Consider the following 23,269-nt stretch of genomic DNA (forward strand, 5'->3'; position numbering starts at 1 on the left):
AATCTATCTGTTTCATGGCATTAAATCGTCCAATAGCTCCAATCCGAACGGCGCTTGCCGAGCGATTCAATCCAGCGGAGCGTAAATTGGAACGCTTGGTCCCGCGCCGATTTCGAGGAGAAGGTGTGGTCCGCCTGCATGATGACTTCCTTGTCGCAGCAGCCCTCCTTGCGCAGCCAGAAGGTCTTCTGATAGAGGAAGCAATAGTCGACCGGAACGACCGTGTCGGCCGTACCATGCACGATCAGCACGTCTCCGCTGTAGCCGCGCAGCTCCGTGAGCGGCTGATATTCCACCAATGAATTAATGAAATGCTGCGTAAGCTCGTAATGCAAATAATCCGTTTTGCCTGTCTTCTCGATTTCTGCGACCGCTTGTTTCCCGATAATGTTGCGTATATCCATATAGGGGTGCGCGACCGGCGCCCAGAGCACGAGCGATTTCACCCGGCTGTCCCGCGCCGCGGTCAGAACCGCCACAGCCCCGCCCAAGCTGTGTCCGAGCAGCATGATCCGATCGGGATCAACCAAATCCAGGCCAGCCGCATAATCAATGACGGTCCGCGTCTGATCGATGAGGGCATCAAGTCCGCCGCTCCCGTAATCTCCCGTACTCTCGCCGCAGCCGCCATAATCGAAACGGAGGACAAGGTAGCCGCTGCCTGTCAGCTGCTCTGCAGCCTCGACGAACAGCCGATCCGTGCCGATGCGGTTGCCGATAAACCCGTGGCAAATGATGATGATCGGGAACTTCTTCTTCCACCGGTCTTCATTATCGGACGCGGGATACTGCAGGACGCCGGATAGATGCACATCGCCGCTCTTGATCGTTATGGGATGATTCATACTTGGGCACCGCCTTTATTCCTATAATTCATACTAGTTTACTTGGTTATAAGTTTACCATGCTATTCAATGTCCGTCAAACGTTTTTTGACCCTTCCTGACGCCGAGCCCCATACCCTGTTATTCACTATGTATGCCGGCTATGCCTTGGCTTCCTTCGCCTTCACCCACTTCAAGGCTTCGCGCACGCTGAGCGGTGACAGCTCCGTCTCGGAGACGAACCGGATGACGGCCTCCTTATTCGTCTTCGAATATTCCCGCAGCGCCCAGCCAATCGCTTTGCGGATAAAGAACTCCTCTTCACCTTCGCATCGTCGGATATATTCAAATAAAAGCTCCTGATCCGTATTGTCCTTATAGTGGAGCTGAAATAAGATGGCGCTTCTTCGCAGCCATAGATTGTCTGAAGCAATCCACATATCCGTATATACCGGAATGAGCTCCGGGTACCGGGTAAACAGCCCGCCGACAAGCTTGCCGGCGATCAGATCTACGGTATCCCACCATGATTTTTCCGTGATCATCCACTGCAGCAGTTCAATCCATTCCGGCTCCGACTGCTTCAACCGCTTCTCCAACAGCTGCATGGCCGTATAGTGAAACTCCCGTTCCGGAAGCAGCCACAGCTCGCGCACAACCCGCTCCAGCTCGTCATCCGCCGGCATCCCGTATTCGAGCAGGAAAGACCTTGTCAGAATGACCCGCTCCGGATTCTTCAAACCAAGGAACGGAAACAAATTCCGCATATAAGCGGACATAGGGCCCGCATTCTCCGGATTCGCCTCACTGCGCAGCCACTCTTCCAGCTGATTCACATAGGCGCTATTCATCTTTTCCCCACCCCGATCGTCCATTATTCCGATTAACTCCATTAAGTGTACACTATATTCAATAGGCTTCCAAACACAGATCGGAACCCACATCACCGCCCGAGTTCAATAGTTAACGGACACCAAATACGTTACTGGGGATTCTTGAAGGTTTCTGCAAGATTACGGACACGAGAGACGTTATTAGTGCTGGAGTAGCCCCGAATCCCTGCGATTACTACAAATAGAGGTTCTGATGTCCACAACGATATAAAAAGAAGCCGAATCCTAAGAATAAGGTATTCCGTGTCCGCAACACACAAAAAACCGCATCATCGGTAAGGATGATGCGGTCTTCCAATCCTACAATTAAGCGTAGTGGCAAGCCGCCAGATGGCCCGGCTTTACTTCGCGCAGCTGCGGCATCTCGGCCGCACAGCGTTCGGTCGCAACCGGACAACGCGTGCGGAACGGACATCCGCTCGGCGGATTGATCGGGCTCGGAATATCACCCTTGAGCACGATCCGTTCTTTACGGGCTTCGATGTCCGGATCCGGAACCGGAATCGAAGACAGCAGCGCTTGTGTATAAGGATGCTGCGCATCGGCATACAGATCGGCGCTGTCCGCAAGCTCAACCAGCTTACCGAGATACATAACCGCCACCCGGTCACTGATATGCTTCACCATCGCCAAGTCGTGGGCAATGAACATATACGTGAGACCTTCGTCGTTCTGAAGCTCCTTCAGCAGGTTAACAATCTGAGCTTGAATCGAAACGTCGAGCGCCGAGATCGGCTCGTCGCATACGATGAATTGCGGATCAACCGCGAGCGCCCGGGCAATCCCGATACGCTGGCGCTGACCGCCTGAGAATTCATGCGGATAACGGTCCGCATGCGAAGACTGGAGTCCAACGCGCTCGAGAAGGCTCTCCACCTTCATCCGGCGCTCCTTGCGGCTGCCGGCCAAATTATGCAGGTCGAGCGGTTCTGCGATAATGTTCTCCACCGACCAGCGCGGATTGAGCGAAGCGTACGGATCCTGAAACACCATCTGCATCTGACGGCGCAGCTCCTTCAGCTTGTTCCCTCTCATCTTATAGATATTCTGACCGTTAAAATTAACGATACCCGCCGTCGGCTCATATAACCGCAGAATCGTCCGGCCGGCCGTAGATTTGCCGCAGCCGGATTCACCCACGACGCCAAGCGTCTCGCCCTTGCGGATGCCGAGCGTCAGATCGTTAACGGCCTTAAGCGTCTGTCCGTTAGCCACTTGAAAATGTTTGCTAAGCCCTTCGATTTCCACTAAAGGCGCGGAAGTTCCATTCATACGATTCACTCCTCTCTATACGAGCTATGGTGAAGCCAGCACCTGGACGAATGAGTCTCGCTATGCGCGATCATCTCCGTATCTGCCTGGGTGCATATTTTCATCGCATAATCGCAGCGGTCGCAGAACGCGCAGCCCTGCGGAGGATTGGCCATGTTCGGCGGCGTACCGTCAATCGGAATAAGAGGCTCATCCTTCGGCTGATCCAGACGGGGGAGTGAACGGAGCAATCCGCGCGTATACGGATGCTTCGGATTCTTGAAGATCTCCTCCTTCGTACCTTCCTCAACCACTTTGCCTGCATACATGACGATGACGCGGTCGCACATGTCCGCAACAATACCAAGATCATGCGTAATCAGAATAATCGATGTGCCCAGCCGTTCCTGCAAATCCTTCATGAGCTCCAATATTTGCGCCTGAATCGTAACGTCCAGAGCCGTCGTCGGTTCATCCGCAATTAGAAGCGCCGGATCGCATGACAGGGCAATGGCGATCATCGCACGCTGCCGCATGCCGCCCGAGAATTCATGCGGATATTGGGAGAAGCGCTGCTCCGGGCTCGGCAATCCGACCAATCGCAGCATCTCGATCGCACGCTCCCGCGCCTGCTTCTTGTCCATGTTCTGGTGCTTCATCAACACTTCCGTAATTTGACGGCCGATCGTCATGGTCGGATTAAGCGACGTCATCGGATCCTGGAAGATCATTCCCATTTCCTTGCCACGGATCGCTTCCATCTCTTTCTCCGACTTCTTCAAGATATCTTCGCCGTTAAACAGGATTTGTCCGCCCTTCACCATTCCCGGCGGCGATGGAACAAGCCGCATGATCGATTGGGCGGTGACGCTCTTGCCGCTGCCGGACTCGCCGACAATCGCGAGCGCCTCTCCCTTCTTCAGGTCGAACGTGACGCTGCGGACCCCTTGAACTTCACCGCTCCGCGTCCGGAACGCAACTTGAAGTCCCTCAACAGATAATACTGTATCGTTATCTTTCATCGACAATCACCTCCGTTAAACCTTCATCTTCGGATCGAATGCATCACGCAGACCGTCGCCGAAGATGTTGAACGCCAGCATCGTGATCGTCAGCATGCCGGCCGGGAATAACAGCTGCCACGGATACATCTTCCAGCTGGACAATGCGTCGTTAATCATAACGCCCCAAGATGCAGCCGGGGATTGCACCCCAAGCCCGAGGAAGCTCAAGAATGCTTCGGCGAATATCGCCGATGGTACGGATAGAGCAACCGTCACGATAATCGGACCAAGCGAATTGGGGATCAGATGACGGAGCAAAATATGAAAGCCGCCTGCGCCCATTGACCGCGAAGCGAGCACGTATTCTTGATTTTTCAGTTGCATAATCTGCCCCCGCACAATCCAGGACATGTTAATCCAGCCGGTAATGGACATCGCAAGAACGATTGTCCACATATTCGAACCCAATACGACGCTGACCAGAATGACGACCAGCAGGTAAGGGATCGCATACAGCACTTCAGAGAAACGGTTGAGAAACTCGTCTACTTTCCCGCCGAAGTAGCCCATGATGCCGCCCATCAGTACGCCGATCAGCAAATCGGCAAGAGCCGCCGCCAAACCGACCGTGAGCGAAATTTGCGCGCCTTTCCACGTGCGGGAGAACATGTCCCGGCCAAGGTTATCCGTGCCGAACCAATATTCGGAGGATGGCGCCTGATTCGTTGCGTCCAAATTCGTCGAGAAATAATCATACGGTGAAATCATCGGACCGATAATGGCCATGATTATAACGGCAGTAAGAACGTACAGTCCGAACATGGCCCAGTGATTCGTCCGCAGCCGGTACCAGATTTCTTGACCGGCGGAACGGCTTTGGACGACCTTCTCTTCTTTTACCTTCGCACTCTTTTCGATACGGGCAAATTGGGCGGAATCGATGTGCCCTTCCTGAGGATTAAATTCAGCCGGCTGCATGGCCTCCGCCTCCTTTTTTGATCATTTTAATCCGAGGATCGATTAGTGCATAAGCGATGTCCGTAAGGAATCTCGCAAACATAAGCACTGCCGCATAGAACAGCGTGATCCCCATAATGAGCGTATAATCCCGGTTCGATACGCTCATGGTAAAGAACTTGCCCAGTCCGGATATGCCGAATATCGATTCGACGACAACCGAGCCCGTAATAATGTTCGCCGTCATCGGTCCGACATATGATACGACCGGCAGCAGCCCGTTGCGCAGCGCATGGCGAATCAGAATCGTGAGCGAACCGATCCCCTTCGCCTTGGCGGTCCGGATATAATCGGCCGATAACACCTCAAGCATCGTAGACCGGGTCAACCGGGCGATAAAGGCAATCGGCAGGACCGAGAGCGCAATGGTCGGCAGCACGAAGTCAGAGGGATCGTTCAGCCCCGCGACATCGAAGAGCCTAAGCTTATTGGCAAAATAATATTGAAGGAGCGTCCCCAATACGAAGTTCGGAATGGCGATCCCAAGTGTCGCAAAGAGCATCGCCAGCTTATCGATCAGCTTGCGGTGATACAACGCCGCAATCAGGCCGATTGCGATACCGACGACAATCGAGACCACGATCGCGACAAGGCCAAGCTGCATCGAGTACGTAAATGAACGGGCAATGATGTCGCTGACGCTCTGATATTGTTGACGCATCGACATGCCCAAATCCAGGTGAATCAAATTGTTCAAATAAACGAGGTACTGCTCCCACAATGGCTTGTCAAATCCGTAAAATTTGATGAGGTTCTCCCTTACGACGTCCGGTACGTTCTTCTCCTGCATAAACGGATCGCCAGGAATGGCTTTCATCAGGAAAAACGTTGCGGTCGCCAGCACGAACAGCGACATCACGATGTTGACCGTTTTACGAAGTAAATATCGGAACATGACCCACCACCTCCCATGTAGATGTCAAAATTGAAAATACGTAGGCCGTCAAGTTGACGTCACCTACGTATTTCCGCTTCACTTGAGTAAAAACCGGACCTAATGGTTATTCTTGCTCCATATAGGCTCTCGTGTAGTCAATATCGCCTTTGTAATCCATTTCGACACCCTTCACGTAAGGTTTTACCAAGTGCGGGCTAGTGTAGTAGTACAGCGGAATAATCGCCATGTTGTCTTGAACCAAGATTTTCTCCGCTTTGGCCATTGCATCTACGCGCGCCTTCTGATCGGAGGTCGTGCTCGCTTCTTTAATCAGCTTATCGAATTCGGCATTGCTGAATTTGGCGTCGTTGTTGCCTCCGCCTGTCAGCCACATGTCGAGGAACGTCATCGCATCATTGTAGTCTGCGCCCCAGCCCGAACGCGCCACATCGTAAGCGCCGGACGTACGGTTCTGCAGGAATACTTTCCATTCTACCGTTTGCGTTTTAACGGTAATGCCCAAATTCTTGTTCCACATATCCGCAATGGCTTCCGCCACTTGCTTGTGAAGACCTTCGTTGAAGGAAACCTCGAACACTGGCATTGCCGTCATGCCTTCTTCAGCAAGTCCTTCGGCCAGCAGCTTCTTCGCTTCCGCAACGTCTTCCTTGAACAGGTTGCCTTCAACTTCATCGCGGAAGTTTTTATCCGTACCATGGATACCTGGCGGTACATAAGCATATGCAGGCGTTTGACCGCCCTTCACAACCTTATCGACCAATGCTTGACGATCGATAGCCATCGCCAGCGCTTTACGCACCTTCACATTGTTGAACGGCTTCTTCTCGTTGTTGATGACGTAGTAGTAGACGCTAGCCGTGCCCGGTGCGGACAATTCCGGATTCTTGTCAGCCAAGAATTTCGACAATTGCTCGGTAGGAATCGTACCGGTCGGCATGCCGCTCCAATCAAGCTCGCCGGTTTCGTACATGTTCGCTTCCGTATTCGGATCGTCGATCATGACAAAATGAACCTTCTGCAGCTTGATCTCGTCTTTCTTGTAATAGTTCTCGTTCGGAATAAGATCAATGGAATCATTGTGCTTCCACGATTCCAACTTGAACGGACCGTTGGAAACGAACGACGATGCTTCGGCAGCCCACTTCGGATTGTCTTTTACCGACTTGTGAACCGGGTAGTACGTGTAGAACGACGTCAGGTTCAAGAAGTAAGGCGTTGGGTTTTCCAGCTCGACCTCGAGCGTGGTATCGTTGACCGCTTTCACGCCAACCTCATCGACCTTCACGCCGCTGTCCGGCGTGTTATACTTCTGCGCGTTCTTAATATAGTAAAGCTGGTAAGCATATGGAGCAGGCGGGTTCAAATTAGGGTCCAAGGTACGCTTCCAGGAATATTCAAAGTCATGGGCCGTTACAGGATCTCCGTTGGACCATTTCGCGTCTTGGCGGATATGGAACGTATACTTCTTGCCGTCTGGCGAGATGTCCCATTTCTCAGCCATGGCAGCAACGGTTTCGCCTTTCTCGTTACGAGTGAGGCCTTCGAAGAGACCCGTCATAACCGTAGAGGATACTTGGTCTTGAATCAGTGCCGGATCCAATGTAGGCGGTTCGGCAGTCAGGTTCATGCGGAACGTTTGATCTCCGCCGGCGTTATCGGAGCCGCATGCGCTCAGAACAGTCACCATAGCAACAACTGCAGCTAACAGTAATGTTAACTTAACTTTCATTAATTGACACCCCTCGTTTAAAATATAGACTGAATTATAACCGCCCAATATAATAGTCACAATAATTTTCACAAAATAACAATTTAATTACCATTAATTATGAAAAATAATTGCATCTATTGGGTAAAATCATAAGTGAGGCACGAAAACGACCCGACCATTTTGGATTGAAACCGCTTTTTTTCCACACTCTACGTTTATTATAATCCCATTCCAGCAATTTTCCCTTAGGTAATTCGAACCAACCTTCATTACTTCAAGCTATTAATAGCTTTAAATGGAATTTCATGCTAATACAATGCGCAAAAAAGCCTGATTTTACTGACTGGCATTCTTTCCCCTCCTCCATATTTTTTCAAACCCAACGATCTTTGTGGGGTTCTGGAAAAATAAACTTATGACTTTAGCCCCTTGAAGAGATCCATTTCGATGTATGCTTTATGGCTTTTATACGTTGTTGCTTTAGTGCTTTTATGTACCACACTCCAATGATCTAAAGCACTTTAGCACTTTTATGCAATTATGCTTTTTTGTTGTCCCGCTTTCTAGTGTTAACACTTTAATGTAATGCGCTCTGATTTGACGACGAGATCATGCAGCCCTTGAACGGCTGTGGAATTTTATTATCATTACCTTGTGGAACATAAGACTTAATTAAATGATTTTTTAATGTAATTATATGTAATATTATAATAATACTTTTCATTTTTTCTATGACCTATCGCACACCATACCTGACATAATTATGGAATATTTGTGAACATATATCCTCCCGAATTATATGCGAAAAGACGCCTATTCATCACTTATTTCGACGATATAATGAACTTTTCGGGGGCAAAAAGCACAAAATGGACAGCCCTCCGGCTGCCCCTTCAATACTTCGCGGATAACAATTATTCTATAAGTCATCCATCCATGGATGACCGCCCGGAAACTGCCTTTTCAACGATGCCGCAAGCCATTCCTTCGCATGCGGCTCAAGAAGGGGGAGGAATGTTTGAAAATCACGCTCATCCTTCTCTCTGATCCCCGAGCTGCCGCCTTTATAAAGCAGTTGAATTTCCGGTTTTAAGAAGGGAATCCCTTCCTCAGTCGTCATGAATATATCGCTTACCTCTCTCCGGATCGACCGTTCTCTCTTGTAGATCCAGGAGTCGCGCTCCGTATCGACCAGCATAATTTGAAAGACCCATGGCGAATCGCCGCCCTTGCATACCCATATATCATCTGTTGCAGCCAGAAACTCACCTTCTTCCCATAGACTCAACTCCCCCTTCTCGGCCTTATATAGCGTCCAGTCGCCGGATAAAGCCTTGAAAGCCGTTAGATGCTCTTCCCGAAATAGAATGACATCGATATCGGCGTGCGCCCTCGACTGCCTGCCCAGGTACAGATCCAATGCCCAGCCGCCTGCTATAAACCATCTCACAGGAAGAGCCGAGAAAATTTCATTCACTTCCGGTACGGATATAGGTTTCCAATTATAGATGTCCGTCCTCAATAGAATCCCCTCCTTAACCTTTGGTATCTACGAAAATAATATCAATACTCTCTGAACAAGCAAACACTCTCCATACAGCTTTTCTTATGCAGATTGAGCGAATGATTCGTCCAACGATAAAAAAAATGACATTCAAACGTTTGGCCGTCTGAATGTCATTTCTCGTCAATCAAGTATTAGCTCCACAAAGAGCAAAACCGCTAATAGCCATTGTTTCGAGAGCTTAAGGCTAAGACTTATACTTCACTTGCATTCGCCATGTGGCCTCCGTCAACGGTAATCGTCGTTCCGGTTACATAAGAGGACTCCCCCGAGGCCAGGAACAGGAACACGTTCGCCACTTCCTCGATCGTGCCCAGGCGCTTCATCGGCGTCCGTTCCGAATAAGGCGCAAGCCCCTCCTTCTCCCGCAGCCCCCGGTCCAGCGGCGTATCGATGAAGCCGGGCGCTACCGCATTCACGCGAACGGCATGGGGAGCAAGCTCTACCGCCATCGACTGCGTGAGCAGGATGATTCCGGCTTTGGACGTATTGTAGTGAGCCAGCATGGAACTGCCCGCCAAGCCGTTCTTCGAGCTCATGTTCACAATGCTGCCGCCCGTTCCCTGCTGAATCATCTGGCGTGCCGCGATTTGGCTCAATTGAAACACCGCATTCAAATTAATGTTCATGACTTTGTTCCAATGATCGGGAGTAATGTCCATGAATGACTCGCGGAACGCAATACCCGCATTATTAACGAGAATGTCCAAGCCCTGCCAATAACCGATCGCCTCCGCCGCTTGGCGCGTCAGCAACTCCGGCTCGCTAATGTCGCATACCAGGAACCTCACGGAATCGCCATATCCGGCTGCCGTCAGCTCGGCTTCCGTTTCCTTCAAATCCGCTTCGCTGCGGTCCATCACGATAACCTTGGCTCCCTCAGCCAAATAGCGTTCCACGACGCCTTTGCCGATTCCCCGCGCGCCTCCAGTTACGAGCGCTCTTTTGCCTTGCAGTCTCATCACGGTTCACTCCATTTTCCGTAGATTTCCCAGGACTACCCCGATCTGCTATATGCTCCTTAACGTTCGATGAATCGCCGCCTTAGAGAACGCCGTATTTGTCGTAAACATCTCTTAGGTACTTCCCATCCAACAGCTCTTGGCGGCTCGAGTTTTCACGCGTCGCCTTGTTCATGGACAGCTCGAACACTTGGTCGAACAGCGCGCTCGGAATAACAACCACGCCATCGCGGTCGCCGAAAATAATATCGCCGGGCATTACGCTAACGCCGCCGCAGACAACCGGGCAATCATAGTCGATGACCATTCCGCGTCCCCGCGAATCAACCGGCTTCGTGCCGGTCGCGAATACCGGGAAGTCGAGCTCCAGAATTTTCTTCGTGTCCCGGATGAGGCCGTCCACGACGGCGCCATTCGCACCGCGCATCTTCGAAGCGGTGGACAGCAGCTCGCCCCAGAGACCGTTGCGTTTCGATTCATTCGTACAGCCGATCAGCACCTCGCCCGGCTTGACGCTGTCGATCGCTTCGATTTCCTTCGCATACGGATTCTCGGATTCATGATAGACGTCTACGGCAAGAACGGTTTTCGCACGGCCTACAAGCACCCAATCCGTCGAGATCGGGTTGATGTCCTCACGCATCGCCTGATTGCGGTAGCCCAGCTCATCCAGCGTGTCGCATATAACCGCAGCGTACAGAACCTCTTTCATCTGTTCGAACTTTTCGTCTAATGTCAATTGTTGAGTCATCAGTAATCTTCTCCTTATTATGAAGTATATTAGTGCAACTGCCGAATCATCCCCGCTGCCGTCCTTAACGGTCAGCCTTTGACGGCGCCCGCGGACAAGCCTTTCACGAAGAAGCGCTGGAAGCTGATGAACAAGGTCAGGATCGGCAGCAGCGTAAGCGTAATCCCGCCGAACAGCAGGCTCAAGTCGGCCATGCCGCGACCTCCGAAAAACTTATACAAATTAATGCTCACCGTCGGATAATCATTCGAGTTGAGCAGGATCAGCGGGAGCAGCAGGTCGTTCCATACATAGATGAACTGAAGGATAATGAGCGACGCCGTTACCGGCTGAACCAGCGGGAATATGATTTGGAAGAATGTCCTTACTGCCGAGCTGCCCTCCATATAAGCCGACTCTTCAAGCTCATATGGCAGCGCGCGCATGAACCCGCTGTACATGAAGATACAGAACGGCGATAAGATGGCAGCGTAGACAAGCGAGATGCCGACAAGATTATTTTGCAGATGCAGGTCCTTGAGCAAGAAGGTGACGGGAATGATCGCCGACTGAATCGGAATCAAGATCGCCGACAGATAGACCCAATACATGAATCCGAACAGCGGATGCTTGATCCGCGACACCGCATAAGCCGCAAGCGCCGAGAGCAGAATCGCCAAGACGAGCGCCATTGCTCCAATGGACACGGTAACCCCGTAGGATTTCACGATGTTCATCTTTTCGAACGCCCGGACGATATTGTCAAATCCGACATCGAATGTAGGGAATGACAGCGGTTTCGTCAAAATGTCCTTATGGCTCTTGAACGTATTGATAATGACGAGATACAGCGGAATGGACACAATTAACGCCGTGATTACGACGACAAGCTCGAATACATATTTCTTTAATTTATGTCTCATCACAGCGCCCCCTGCTCGTATTTTCTGGAGACCGCTATGAAGACGTAAGTAATCACCATCGCAACCAAGGTGAGAACGAATGATGTCGCAAGGCCATACGCCATGTCCGGCGAGCTGAACGCATACTTATAGATACGGATCGCCAGCGTTTCGCTCGCATTGGCCGGCCCCCCGCCCGTCAAGGCATACGGCAAATCGAATATCCGAATGCCGTTCGCCAGCCCGATGAGGACGTTGACCGTAATGCCGGGAGCGATCAAAGGCAATGTAATGGAGAAGAAGCCCCGCACCTTGGACGCTCCGTCGATCATCGACGCCTCCTTCATTTCTTGCGGCACGCCCTGCAGCGAGGCGAGATAGATGACCATGATCGGCCCCCACATTTGCCACACGGCAATCATAATAATCGCGAATACCACATAATCCGGCGAATCGATCCACGGAATCACAACTCTGTCTTCGCTTACTTTGCTGAGCAATGTATTAATCAAGCCGTTGTTAGCATCGAGGATATAGCGCCATACGAACGCCGCGACAACGATCGGGATTACATTCGGAATGTAGAACAATGCTCTTAACAAGCTCTTCGTCTTCAGCGCCTGATCCAGCATCACGGCAAAGATGAGCCCGAATAAATTAGACAATACGGCCGCCGATATTCCTATGATCAGGGTCCGCTTCAAGGATTCCGTAAACAGCTCGCTATTGAAAATGTCGACATAATTGTCGAAGCCGATAAATGTATAGCTGCCAACCCCGTTCCAATCCGTCAAGCTATAGTAGAAAGATTGTACGATCGGATAGAAGAAGAAGATAACCATGATCGCCGTAATCGGAATGATAAACATAATGCCGGTGAGAAACAGTTTTTTCTGCATAGGGTAACCCCTTTTTCCTCAAATTCACTGATGCTGCTCTTGTCAGAAAACTTGCGCATCGAAGCGGCATAATGACAGATCAAGCGGCGGAATCGAAATGAAAGGAAGCCATCCCGATTCCCCGCCCCACGCCATCGTTACTTCTTCATCTTGTTGTATTCGCTAATAAAGTTGTCGACGACTTTATCCAAGTTGTTCTTGAATGTGAATTCTTGTGCCAGATTGCCAAGCGTCAGCCAAGTCGCCTCTTCGATCGGCCCCGAATTCGCGAATGTGATGACGCGGTCCGTCTCCATCCAGCCTGGCACCTCCGTATAGGAAGGATCGATATCGCCTACGCCCGGCATGGCGGAGAAGTTGCCCTTCGCTTTCTGGACCTTCGCGTACGTCTCTTTGCTAAACAGCCAGCCGATGAACTTCTTCGCCTCCTCTAAGTTCTCGCTCTTCGCATTGACCGATATTCCGTCCTCGGGCACGAGAACATAAGCATTCTGGTCTTCCGGCGCATACGGCAGATTCATGAATCCAAGATCAAGATCCTGGTTCAAACCGCGCAGAGCGCCCGCTTCCCACGTACCGCCCAGAATCATAGCCGCTTCCCCGTTGGCGAACGCTTGTTGGGCGATGGCATATTCGTTCGTAAAGCTGCCTGTGCGTACATATTGATTCAATTCGTTGAATTTCGTAAATCCGTCCACCAGCACCGCACGATTCTCAGGCTTGCTCCAATCGACCGACTTGGACAAGTATGCTTCCTTGAACGCAGCGTCTTTTGAAGCGTTTACACCGAAGGCCCAGTGAAAGACATTGCCAATGCCCGTCGCCCATTTGGAGGAGTATACGAGCAGATCCTTGCCGTTGTCCTTCAGCTTCTTACCGGCATCCATCAATTCTTCCCATGTCTTGGGCGGCTCGTTATAGCCTACTTCGGCTAGCATCGCTTTGTTGTAGGCAATGCCAAGCACACCTACCCCAATTGAAAATATAACCTGTTTGTCACCGTAATCTCTCGTCGCTTGTTGAATGGATTCGGAATAATTCTGCACCGGAGCCAGGTCCTTCAGGTCTTGAATATAGCCTTCACGTTCAAGGTCATCCGTTAATGTCGCGTGTATTGCGGCTTGATACAGGTCCGGAACCTCTCCCGTAGACAGCCTTGTCCGCATCGTCTCATTATAGGAACCGTCCGGAATCGTCTCTGCCTTTATCGTTACATTCGGATTCGCATCCGTGTATTCTTTGAATATTTCTTCATGACTGCCATTGAATAATGACTCTTGAAAAATCATGGACAGCGTAACCTTCTGTTCCCCGCCATCGCCCTGTTCTCCGCCATTCTTGGAATTTACGTTTGAGTTTGAGCATGCCGTGAATACGCTTACCGTTAACAGTAAAGCCAGTGCAGCAATGAATCTCTTATGTCTGTGCATGGATCGTTATCCCCCTAGTGTTTGAATATGATCGTACGCGTTTGCTCCCCCTACGTCTTTCCTAACCGGTACGATAGCCGAGCCTGTCCCAAGAAGAAACAGAAGACGCCATCCTCGGCGGCGAAAATAATCTCATCCTCAGAGATATTAGCAAGTATCCTGGACACTTTAAAACAAAGCCGCCGTTTCACCTCCCGCCATATAATCCTCCGCTGTCGCCCAGCCTTGTTCATTAGCATTTTAAACACCGTTTAATAATATAGTTAGATTATAAAATCACGCCTTAAGAGTGTCAAGAATAAATTACGAAATATGACACTTCTACACGCTGGATGTTACATGATGAGTCACTATACATTACATGTATATGATGACTTTTCCTTAGAATGCGCTTACAATCTACGGTGTTTTTTACTTTCTCAAATAATATTCCGCCCGATTCCGCATGCCCAATCCATTGTTGCCATCGATCAGGGAATAAACTATACTGACTATAAAGCTATGAACCCGTATTTTCGTTCATTATACTATATCATAAACACTGTTTAAATAAGGAGGTTCTTCCACGTTGGATGCATCCAAGAAATATACGGTTCCTTCCCTGGAAAAGACGCTGCTGATCATCGAAACGATCGCCGCCCACGAGACTCCGCTGGGCGTATCCGAGCTGTGCAAGCTCGTCAGCATGCCGAAGACCAGCGCTTTCTTCATTCTCAATACGTTGGAGCAGCGTCAATATATTACGAAGACCGACGAGGGCAAATACTCGCTCGGCACCCGGTTTATCAGCTTGGGCCAGAGCGTGCTGGATAAGCTGGATATTCGCCAGCAGGCGAAGCCATTCATGGAGGAGCTCGCCCAGGAGACGAAATTCACGGTACATCTGGCCATTCTGGATCATGGGGAAGCCGTTTATCTGGAGAAGGTTGAGAGTCCCGCGTCGTTCGTGAAATTCAACACCTACATCGGGCAGCGGTGGCCGCTTCACGTATCGGGCGTCGGCAAGGCATTGGCCAGCCACTTGAGCGATGAAGAGCTGGAGCATATTATCGGGCAAACCGGGCTGGCCCTCAAGACGGAGAACACCGTCACCTCGCTCAAGGAGTTTAAAGCCATTCTGGCCAGCGCGCGGGAACAAGGCTATGCGGTGGAGGACGAAGAGGGCGAGATCGGGATACGGTGCATCGGATCGTCCATATTCGACCACAACGGCAAGCAGATCGCTGCCATTAGCATTACGGCCATCCGGAACGAGCTGCCGGTCCAGGATATCCCGGTCATTGGAGCGAAGGTCAAGGAAACCGCAATGAAAATATCCACTCACCTCGGGCACAACCCCTAAGACAAGCACACGTATAATAGAAGGCATCAAGCGACCTTATTGACGATAAGTCGCTTGATGCCTTCTATTTTTGTTTATATGGATTGTATCGGCATTCCGCCCCGCGGCGGATAGTCGCATTCCTTCTCAGATTCGTTCAATCGACATCGCCGCGGCTTGTGCGCTCGATATAGCTCTCGTACATCTCCGGGCTATTCAAATTGACGAATGCCTCCTCCTCCTCCGGCGTCGGCTGCACGAGATGATTGTTTAATGTATCGAGCATGCGCATGACGCTATAGTCGCCTTCTTCTAATCTTAGCCGCAGCTGCGCGGCAATACGCGTATGATAGATCGCATGGAAGGGCTGCTCCGGCGTCCGGAAGACATCCGGGGCCGACGGATCGGCTGCCGGCAGCCGAAATGCGGCTTCTGCCATTCGCCGCAGGAGCGATCCCGACAGTACAGGCATATCGCAAGCCATAACGAAAGCATAACCCGCCGGCAGGGCGGATAATGCCGCGTGCAGGCCTGCGAGCGGCCCGCAGCCGGGATAGATGTCGCGGACGAAATCCACCCGCCCCTCCCTGTCACAGAGGATGGAACGATATTGTTCTTCTTTCTGCCCCTCGCCGACAGCTACGGCGACCGGATGGATGCCAGCCGTCAGCATCTGCCCGGCAATTCGGCTCAGCAGCGGCTTCCCTCCGATATCCAGCAGCGCCTTATCCCTGCCCATTCTCGTGCTTTGCCCGCCTGCCAGAATGATTCCGCTCAGCGGGGGATCATCACTTCTTAGCTCCAACGTATGGTTGCCTCCCTTGCATATCATTTGCATCGGCTCACAAGTCAGACTGCCGCTTGAAGCAAGCATCTGTCGAGATTCATACTCATTTAACTCAGGTTTACTCGACTATATGCCGTCTCTTCTCCTCCGTCAACCGATATCATCCGGGAGAGAACAGAACGAAGGGGGATCAGCTGCACAGCTGATCCCCCTTCTTGTTTGAAGCCGGTTATTCGTTACGCCTTCACGTCAAACGAGCTCTTAAGCGATACGATCCGGTTGAATACGATGCGGTCTTGGCCGGACAGCTTCGGATCGACATTGAAGTAACCGTGGCGGAAGAACTGGAATTTGTCATTCCCTTCGGCATCCTTCATATTCGGCTCGACGAAGCCTTCCAGCACCTCCATGGAATTCGGATTGATCCGCTCCAGGAACGGCTTGTCGTCGTCTTCATCCTCGGCATCCAGCAGCAGCGGCTCGAACAGCCGGAATTCGGCCGGAATGGCTTGCGAAGCCTCGACCCAGTGGATCGTTCCTTTCACCTTGCGACCTGTAAATCCGGAACCGCTCTTCGTCTCCGGGTCATAGGTGCAGCGCAGCTCGACTACCCGACCCTCGGCATCCTTGATGACCTCTTGGCATGTAATAAAATAGGCATGCTTCAGCCGAACCTCGTTGCCCGGGAACAAGCGGAAATATTTGCTCGGCGGATTCTCCATGAAGTCGTCCTGCTCGATATAGATCTCCCTCGAGAACGGAATTTGGCGAACGCCCATCGCTTCGTTCTCGGCATTGTTCTCCGCGTCCAGCATCTCCACCTGCCCCTCCGGGTAGTTGGTGATGACGACCTTCAGCGGCTTGATGACGGCCATCGTGCGCAGCGCCTTCAGCTTCAAGTCCTCGCGGATAAAGTGCTCCAGCATCCGCTCGTCCACAACGCTGTATGCACGGGATACGCCGATTTCGCGGCAGAAGGCCCGGATCGCTTCAGGCGTGAAGCCTTTGCGGCGCAGGCCGCTGACGGTCGGCATGCGCGGGTCGTCCCAAGCGTCGACGACGCCTTCGTCGACGAGCATTTTCAGATAGCGCTTGCTCATGATCGTGTTCGTCAGATTCAGGCGCGCAAACTCGTATTGATGCGGCTCCGCGTCCATCTCGCACTCGGCAACGACCCAGTCGTACAGCGGACGATGATCCTCGAACTCCAGCGTACAGATGGAGTGCGAGATGCCTTCGATCGCATCGCCCAGCGGATGCGCATAATCGTACATCGGATAGATGCACCATGCGTCCCCGGTGCGGTGATGATGCGTATGCGAGATGCGGTACAGGACCGGATCGCGCAGCGTGATATTGGGCGAGCCCATGTCGATCTTGGCGCGGAGCACCTTCTCCCCGTCCTTGAATTCGCCTGCGCGCATGCGGGCGAACAAGTCGAGATTCTCCTCCACGCTGCGGTTGCGGTGCGGGCTGTCTTGGCCCGGCTCGGTCAGCGTTCCCCGCGTCTCGCGCATCTGCTCGGCGGACAGGTCGCACACATATGCCTTGCCTTTCTTGATCAGCAGCACGGCACGGTTGTACATTTCCTCGAAATAGTCTGATGCGAACCGCAGATCATCCCATTCGAAGCCCAGCCAGCGCACGTCCTCTTGAATGGCATCCACGTACTCTGTATCTTCTTTCAATGGATTCGTATCATCGAATCGCAGGTTCGTTTTGCCTTTATATTCATCGGCAAGCTCAAAGTTCAGGCAGATCGACTTGGCATGGCCGATATGCAGGTAACCGTTCGGCTCCGGCGGAAAACGGGTTACGATCTCGCTAACTTTGCCGGCTTTCAAATCGGCTTCGACGATCGTTTTGATAAAGTTTGAGGATGATGTCTTATTCTCCACAGCGACCAACCTTTCAACGAATTTGTCTATCCTATTATAATACACAATTTTCAGAGTGATTATAAGATCAATGTCTGGCGAGGGGAACCGCATCGGCCTTCCCGGAGCTTCCGAAATTGGCGGGAGGGACCGCATCGGCTTTCCCGGAACTTCCGAAATTGGTTTTTTGCGAAGGATCCCTGCAAGAAGCTTGATCCGCGGATTCAGCGTGGATCGCATGTCACTAGGGTATCAGCGGCTCCTTTACGGCAGGGCGCCGTCACCGATGCAAGAAGCCCGATCATTGGGCCATAGCTGCGCCTGCCGAATGCTTGACTGAGACTCCATTGCCCAGGCGCATCCGCATAAGATCGCCAAACCTTTCGGCAGCCCTTACTTCGCTAGGGCTCTGTTGGTTTGGTAGATCGCCTGTCGGAGGCTCGGTCAGCGGCTGCGTATCGCTAGCCCTAAGGCCGAAAAACGGCGTTACAGCCGTGCGATGTGGGGGCGGCTGCGTATCGCTAGCCGTAAGACCGAAATTGTTATAGCTGTTTTCTGCCTTGACACGGCAAAATGATCTCTCTATAGTTAGGTTAGCTAAGTAAATATTTTACAGCCTTGCCAACTGACTTGGAGGGTATTTCACGATGTCTACCGACCACACCGCCTCCCACGCGCTCTTACACGCATTACGGCAGCTGAAGCATATCCCTTGGGGCGGACGTCAAGGAATTGACGGCTGCACACGCAGTGAAACGATCATGCTGCTCAGCATTCGCAAGGGCATGAGATCCAACCCATCAGGTCTGAAACTGTCCGATCTCAGCACCTTCCTTCGCGTAACCTTGCCGACCGTCTCGCAGATGGTGAATGTGCTCACCGCAAGAGGGCTTCTGGAACGCTCGGCCGATCCGAAGGATCGCAGGATCGTCCGGATCAAGCTGAGCACCGAGGGCGAGGAGATAACAAGCGAGATCGATTCTTCGATGCACCGCCGCCTTGAAGAGCTGATGGAGCATCTGGGCGCGCAGCGCACCCGAGAGCTAATCGAAACGCTCGAAGACATCTACAATTTCTACAACGAAGGCAATCCCATCGCGGCGTCTCCTTGCGAGGCCGACTCCGATGCCAATTCTTCCGAAACGAAGGTGAACAAGAAGAGATGATTAAGCTCCTGCGTTTTTTAAAGCCTTACCGGACGCCCGTCGTTTTTGTGCTGCTGCTCGTCTTCCTTCAATCTCTCTCGGACCTCTACCTCCCTACGCTAATGGCCGATATCATCGATAAGGGAGTCACCCCCGGCGATCAATCTTACATCTGGAAAATAGGCGGCTTTATGTTGTTTATCGCAGCCGTTGGCGGCTTCTGTTCCATCGGCGCCAGTTATTTGTCCGCCAAGGCCGCGGGCGGCTTCGGCAAAGATTTGCGCAGCCGCGTATTCAGCCATGTCGAGCGCTTCTCCTTGAACGAATTCGACAAGATCGGCACAGCTTCGCTCATTACCCGGACGACCAATGACATTACACAGGTCCAGATGGTGCTGACGATGATGATGCGCGTCATGGTAATGGCTCCGCTAATGTGCTTCGGCGGCATTATTATGGCGCTCTCCAAGGACGTTAAGCTGTCGTTCATCATTATTGGCATTATTCCTATCCTTGCGGTAATCATTCTCGCGATTGTCAGCCGCAGCGTCCCGCTGTTCAAAGCGATGCAGGTCAAGATCGATAAACTGAACCTCGTGCTGCGGGAAAATTTGACCGGGATTCGCGTCATCCGCTCCTTCAATCGCACGGCCCATGAGCAGAAGCGGTTCAACGCCGCCAACCGGGATTTGACGGATACGGCGGTTGCCGTTAACCGGCTGATGGCCATCCTGATGCCGATCATGATGCTGGTCATCAACATCGCCAGCATCGCCATCGTCTGGTTCGGCGGGCTCCGTATCGATAGCGGCGATTTGATGGTCGGCGAGCTGATCGCGTTCATTCAATATGCTTGGCAAATCATGTTCTCCTTGATCTTCGCCTCCATGATGTTCGTCATGGTTCCCCGCGCTTCCGCATCGGCTATCCGCATCAACGAGGTGCTGAATATGATGCCGAATATTGAAGATCCGGCGGAAGCCTCCTCCTCCACGCAGCCCGCTTCAAGCACGGTGGAATTCGATAATGTCACCTTCTACTATCCAGGGGCCGAAATTCCGGCGCTCTCGAATATTTCGTTCACGGCAGGCCCTGGCGAGGTAACGGCGATCATTGGCGGTACCGGCTCCGGCAAGTCGACGATGATCAACCTCATCCCCCGGTTCTATGACGTCAGCGAAGGGCGCATCCGCATAGGCGGGTCTGATGTGCGCGGCCTCACACAAGAGAAGCTCCGTGAGCGAATCGGGCTTGTCCCGCAGAAAGCGCTGCTCTTCACCGGCACCATCGCCGATAATATTCGCTTCGGCAAGGAGGATGCGACGGAAGAGGAAATTCGCCATGCAGCCGAGATTGCCCAAGCGACCGATTTCGTGACGGCGATGCCGGATCAATTCGAGTCCGCCATCTCGCAGGGAGGGACGAACGTATCCGGCGGCCAGAAGCAGCGGCTCTCGATCGCCCGCGCGCTTGTCCGCAAGCCGGATATTTACTTGTTCGACGACAGCTTCTCGGCGCTAGATTTCAAGACCGATGCGAAGCTTCGCGAAGCGCTCCGCTCCGAGACGGATGATGCCACCGTGATCATCGTCGCCCAGCGGGTCAGCACGGTCATGGACGCCGACCGGATCATCGTCATCGACGACGGGCAGATTGCCGCGATCGGCACACATCGCGATCTGATGCAAACCTGCGAGATCTATCGTGAAATCGTGAAGTCGCAGCTTTCAGAGGAGGAGATCGCATGAGTGAGCAGCAGAAGCAAGGACCTCAAGGACCGAGCGGCGGCGCCGGCGGACCGGAGCGCAAACCGGGCGGCCCCTCTCCGGGAGGCTTCGGCTTCGGGCCCGGACGGGGCGGTCCGGGCGGAATGGGAATGCCTGTCCAGAAGGCGAAGAACTTCAAGGCAACGCTAAAGCGGCTTATCGGCTATCTGATGCCGCATCGGGGCGCGCTTCTCATCGTATTCGTTACGGCCGTGCTCGGCACCGTCTTCTCCATCCTCGGGCCCAAGATTATGGGCAAAGCGACGACCGAGCTGTACAGGAGCTTCGTCGAGCGAACTCCCATCGATTTCACATACATCTGGAACATCCTGATCATTCTCGCCGGTTTGTATGTGATCAGTTCGTTGTTCAGTTATATTCAGCAGTACGTCATGGCGGGGGTCGCTCAGAAAACGGTCTACGACCTGCGCAAGGACGTGAACGAGAAGCTCGCCCGTCTGCCGCTTAAATTCTATGACTCCCGCACGCACGGCGAGATTCTAAGCCGCGCAGTGAATGACGTCGATAATATAAGCAGCACCCTGCAGCAAAGCTTGACCCAGTTCATCACCGCCGTTATTACGCTGATCGGCGTCATCGTCATGATGCTGACCATCAGTCCGCTCTTGACGTTGATTACCGTCATAACGCTTCCGGTCAGCTTCCTGGCCATCGCCATGATCGCCAAGAAATCGCAAGCCTATTTCAAAGGCCAACAGGCGGCGCTAGGCGAGCTCAACGGCCATGTTGAAGAGATGTATACCGGCCACCCTGTGGTCAAGGCGTTCGGTCACGAAGATAAATCGATCCAGAAGTTCGACGTTGTGAATGAGCGGTTATACGAGTCGGGCTGGCGCGCCCAATTCGTCTCCGGCATGATCATGCCGATCATGGGCTTTATCGGCAACATCGGGTACGTGCTGGTCGCCGTCGCAGGCGGTATTCTCGTCCTGCGCAAATCGATCGAGATCGGCGATGTTCAGGCGTTTATCTCATACTCCCGCCAATTCACGATGCCGGTGACGCAAACGGCGCAAATCGCCAATATCATTCAATCGACCATCGCGTCGGCAGAGCGGGTATTCGAGCTGCTTGATGAGACGGAGGAGGTACCGGAAGCAGACAAAGACGCGAAGGTCATCGAACTGCCGAAGGGCCATGTCCGGTTCGAGCATGTCCATTTCGGCTATTCGGAGGAAGCCATGCTCATCGAGAACATGAACATTGATGTCAAAGCAGGTCAAACCATCGCCATTGTCGGACCGACCGGCGCGGGCAAGACAACGCTGATCAATCTGCTCATGCGCTTCTACGAGATCAACGACGGCCGCATTACGATCGACGGCGCCGATATTACCGAGATGAAGCGCGGCGACCTCCGCAGCCTGTTCGGCATGGTTCTCCAGGACACATGGCTGTTTAACGGAACTATCCACGAGAATATCGCGTACGGCCGCGCCGGTGCCACGGACGAAGAAGTCTTGCAGGCGGCGAAAGCCGCGTACGCGGACCACTTTATCCGCACATTGCCGGACGGCTATAACACGGTCCTCAACGAGGAAGCGTCCAACATCTCGCAAGGCCAGAAGCAGCTGCTGACCATCGCCAGAGCCATTCTGGCCGACCCGTCGATCCTCATCCTCGACGAAGCGACGAGCAGCGTCGATACGCGGACCGAGGTTCATATCCAGCAGGCGATGAACGAGCTGATGATGGGAAGAACGAGCTTCGTCATCGCGCACAGGCTGTCCACGATCCGGGATGCCGATCTCATCCTCGTGATGAACCACGGAACCGTGATCGAGCAAGGCTCGCATGAGCAGCTGCTCGCCCAAGGCGGCTTCTACGCCGATTTATACGAGAGCCAGTTCAGCGGTAGAAAGTCATCCCGGCATGTAATCTAACTGCATGTCGCATACCAATATCCGGTTAGCGGCAGAGGCTCTCATCAGCTCTGCCGTTCGGTATGCCGATGCCGCCGGGATCGATCACCGTGCACGAGCCTTATGAGCGGACTAACGCTATAAGTATCGGCAGATGCCGTCCATGGCCGCGAACGGAGTTTCTTCCCTTAGTAGTAGAGATTTATGCTTTCTTATATTAAAAACTCCCTTTTCGTTAACGCTCCAACATTTGGGCGATACTAATACCGGGAATATGCAGCGGGGGAGTGTGATCGTCTTGTTACAACGCGTAAATTGGGGACTGCTGGGCGCAATCGCCTTTTCGGTTTCCTTCTGGATGCTGGTCATCTTATTGGTGTCCAAGCTCTGATCGAATAAGGCCGG

General features: G+C 52.5%; 19 protein-coding genes. 4 read left to right on the forward strand and 15 right to left on the reverse strand.

Annotation, left to right across the window (positions count from 1 at the left end; genetic code table 11):
• Window positions 1–20: 20 nt before the first annotated feature.
• From L1F29_RS32275 to L1F29_RS32335, 13 genes are all read right to left on the reverse strand, one after another.
• Complete coding sequence (locus L1F29_RS32275; protein ID WP_258386057.1) at window positions 21–845, reverse strand: alpha/beta hydrolase; 825 nt, start codon at window positions 843–845, stop codon at window positions 21–23.
• A 140-nt stretch (window positions 846–985) separates the two neighbouring features.
• Window positions 986–1,675 (reverse strand): DNA alkylation repair protein, encoded by a 690-nt coding sequence (locus tag L1F29_RS32280; RefSeq protein ID WP_258386058.1) that lies wholly within the window; start codon window positions 1,673–1,675, stop codon window positions 986–988.
• Window positions 1,676–2,023: 348 nt separating this feature from the next.
• Window positions 2,024–2,989 carry an ABC transporter ATP-binding protein gene (locus L1F29_RS32285; RefSeq protein ID WP_258386059.1) on the reverse strand — a complete coding sequence of 322 codons (966 nt, stop codon included), beginning with the start codon at window positions 2,987–2,989 and terminating at the stop codon, window positions 2,024–2,026.
• 5 nt (window positions 2,990–2,994) lie between these two features.
• A complete protein-coding gene (locus L1F29_RS32290; RefSeq protein ID WP_258386060.1) occupies window positions 2,995–3,990 on the reverse strand; it encodes an ABC transporter ATP-binding protein in 996 nt (331 codons plus the stop codon).
• A gap of 15 nt (window positions 3,991–4,005) precedes the next feature.
• Window positions 4,006–4,950 carry an ABC transporter permease gene (locus L1F29_RS32295; protein ID WP_258386061.1) on the reverse strand — a complete coding sequence of 315 codons (945 nt, stop codon included), beginning with the start codon at window positions 4,948–4,950 and terminating at the stop codon, window positions 4,006–4,008.
• Entirely contained in the window at window positions 4,937–5,884 is a 948-nt protein-coding gene (locus L1F29_RS32300; RefSeq protein WP_258386062.1) for an ABC transporter permease, read from the reverse strand. The genes L1F29_RS32295 and L1F29_RS32300 overlap by 14 nt, the downstream gene beginning before the upstream one ends.
• Before the next feature lie 106 nt (window positions 5,885–5,990).
• A complete protein-coding gene (locus L1F29_RS32305) occupies window positions 5,991–7,616 on the reverse strand; it encodes a peptide ABC transporter substrate-binding protein (protein WP_258386063.1) in 1,626 nt (541 codons plus the stop codon).
• A gap of 901 nt (window positions 7,617–8,517) precedes the next feature.
• Complete coding sequence (locus L1F29_RS32310; RefSeq protein WP_258386064.1) at window positions 8,518–9,120, reverse strand: nucleotidyltransferase domain-containing protein; 603 nt, start codon at window positions 9,118–9,120, stop codon at window positions 8,518–8,520.
• A gap of 236 nt (window positions 9,121–9,356) precedes the next feature.
• Complete coding sequence (locus L1F29_RS32315) at window positions 9,357–10,124, reverse strand: SDR family NAD(P)-dependent oxidoreductase (protein WP_258386065.1); 768 nt, start codon at window positions 10,122–10,124, stop codon at window positions 9,357–9,359.
• A gap of 82 nt (window positions 10,125–10,206) precedes the next feature.
• Window positions 10,207–10,875, reverse strand: coding sequence for an RraA family protein (locus L1F29_RS32320; protein ID WP_258386066.1), 669 nt, complete (start codon window positions 10,873–10,875; stop codon window positions 10,207–10,209).
• Between the two features lie 71 nt (window positions 10,876–10,946).
• Window positions 10,947–11,777, reverse strand: a complete 831-nt coding sequence (locus L1F29_RS32325) for a carbohydrate ABC transporter permease (RefSeq protein ID WP_258386067.1) — start codon at window positions 11,775–11,777, stop codon at window positions 10,947–10,949.
• Window positions 11,777–12,655: a carbohydrate ABC transporter permease gene (locus L1F29_RS32330; RefSeq protein WP_258386068.1), complete on the reverse strand. Its 879-nt coding sequence runs from the start codon at window positions 12,653–12,655 to the stop codon at window positions 11,777–11,779. Before L1F29_RS32330 ends, L1F29_RS32325 begins: the two co-directional genes overlap by 1 nt.
• Before the next feature lie 137 nt (window positions 12,656–12,792).
• Window positions 12,793–14,085 (reverse strand): ABC transporter substrate-binding protein, encoded by a 1,293-nt coding sequence (locus tag L1F29_RS32335; RefSeq protein WP_258386069.1) that lies wholly within the window; start codon window positions 14,083–14,085, stop codon window positions 12,793–12,795.
• 568 nt (window positions 14,086–14,653) lie between these two features.
• Between L1F29_RS32335 and L1F29_RS32340 the strand changes: the two genes are divergently transcribed.
• On the forward strand, window positions 14,654–15,427 hold the full coding sequence (locus tag L1F29_RS32340; protein ID WP_258386070.1) for an IclR family transcriptional regulator: 774 nt from the start codon (window positions 14,654–14,656) through the stop codon (window positions 15,425–15,427).
• A gap of 136 nt (window positions 15,428–15,563) precedes the next feature.
• On the opposite strand, the gene L1F29_RS32345 is transcribed toward L1F29_RS32340, so the two are convergent.
• Both L1F29_RS32345 and L1F29_RS32350 read right to left on the reverse strand, forming a co-directional pair.
• Window positions 15,564–16,211, reverse strand: coding sequence for a molybdenum cofactor guanylyltransferase (locus L1F29_RS32345; RefSeq protein ID WP_258386071.1), 648 nt, complete (start codon window positions 16,209–16,211; stop codon window positions 15,564–15,566).
• Window positions 16,212–16,429: 218 nt separating this feature from the next.
• Window positions 16,430–18,091 carry a glutamine--tRNA ligase/YqeY domain fusion protein gene (locus L1F29_RS32350; RefSeq protein ID WP_258386072.1) on the reverse strand — a complete coding sequence of 554 codons (1,662 nt, stop codon included), beginning with the start codon at window positions 18,089–18,091 and terminating at the stop codon, window positions 16,430–16,432.
• A gap of 626 nt (window positions 18,092–18,717) precedes the next feature.
• Here L1F29_RS32350 and L1F29_RS32355 point away from each other — a divergent pair.
• From L1F29_RS32355 to L1F29_RS32365, 3 genes are read left to right on the forward strand one after another with little or no spacing between them, the layout of a single operon-like run.
• Window positions 18,718–19,236, forward strand: coding sequence for a MarR family winged helix-turn-helix transcriptional regulator (locus L1F29_RS32355; RefSeq protein ID WP_258386073.1), 519 nt, complete (start codon window positions 18,718–18,720; stop codon window positions 19,234–19,236).
• On the forward strand, window positions 19,233–20,963 hold the full coding sequence (locus L1F29_RS32360; protein ID WP_258386074.1) for an ABC transporter ATP-binding protein: 1,731 nt from the start codon (window positions 19,233–19,235) through the stop codon (window positions 20,961–20,963). Before L1F29_RS32355 ends, L1F29_RS32360 begins: the two co-directional genes overlap by 4 nt.
• Complete coding sequence (locus L1F29_RS32365; protein WP_309252359.1) at window positions 20,960–22,885, forward strand: ABC transporter ATP-binding protein; 1,926 nt, start codon at window positions 20,960–20,962, stop codon at window positions 22,883–22,885. The genes L1F29_RS32360 and L1F29_RS32365 overlap by 4 nt, the downstream gene beginning before the upstream one ends.
• Window positions 22,886–23,269: the final 384 nt, after the last annotated feature.

Source organism: Paenibacillus spongiae (assembly GCF_024734895.1).
GTDB classification, from domain to species: Bacteria; Bacillota; Bacilli; order Paenibacillales; family Paenibacillaceae; genus Paenibacillus_Z; species Paenibacillus_Z spongiae.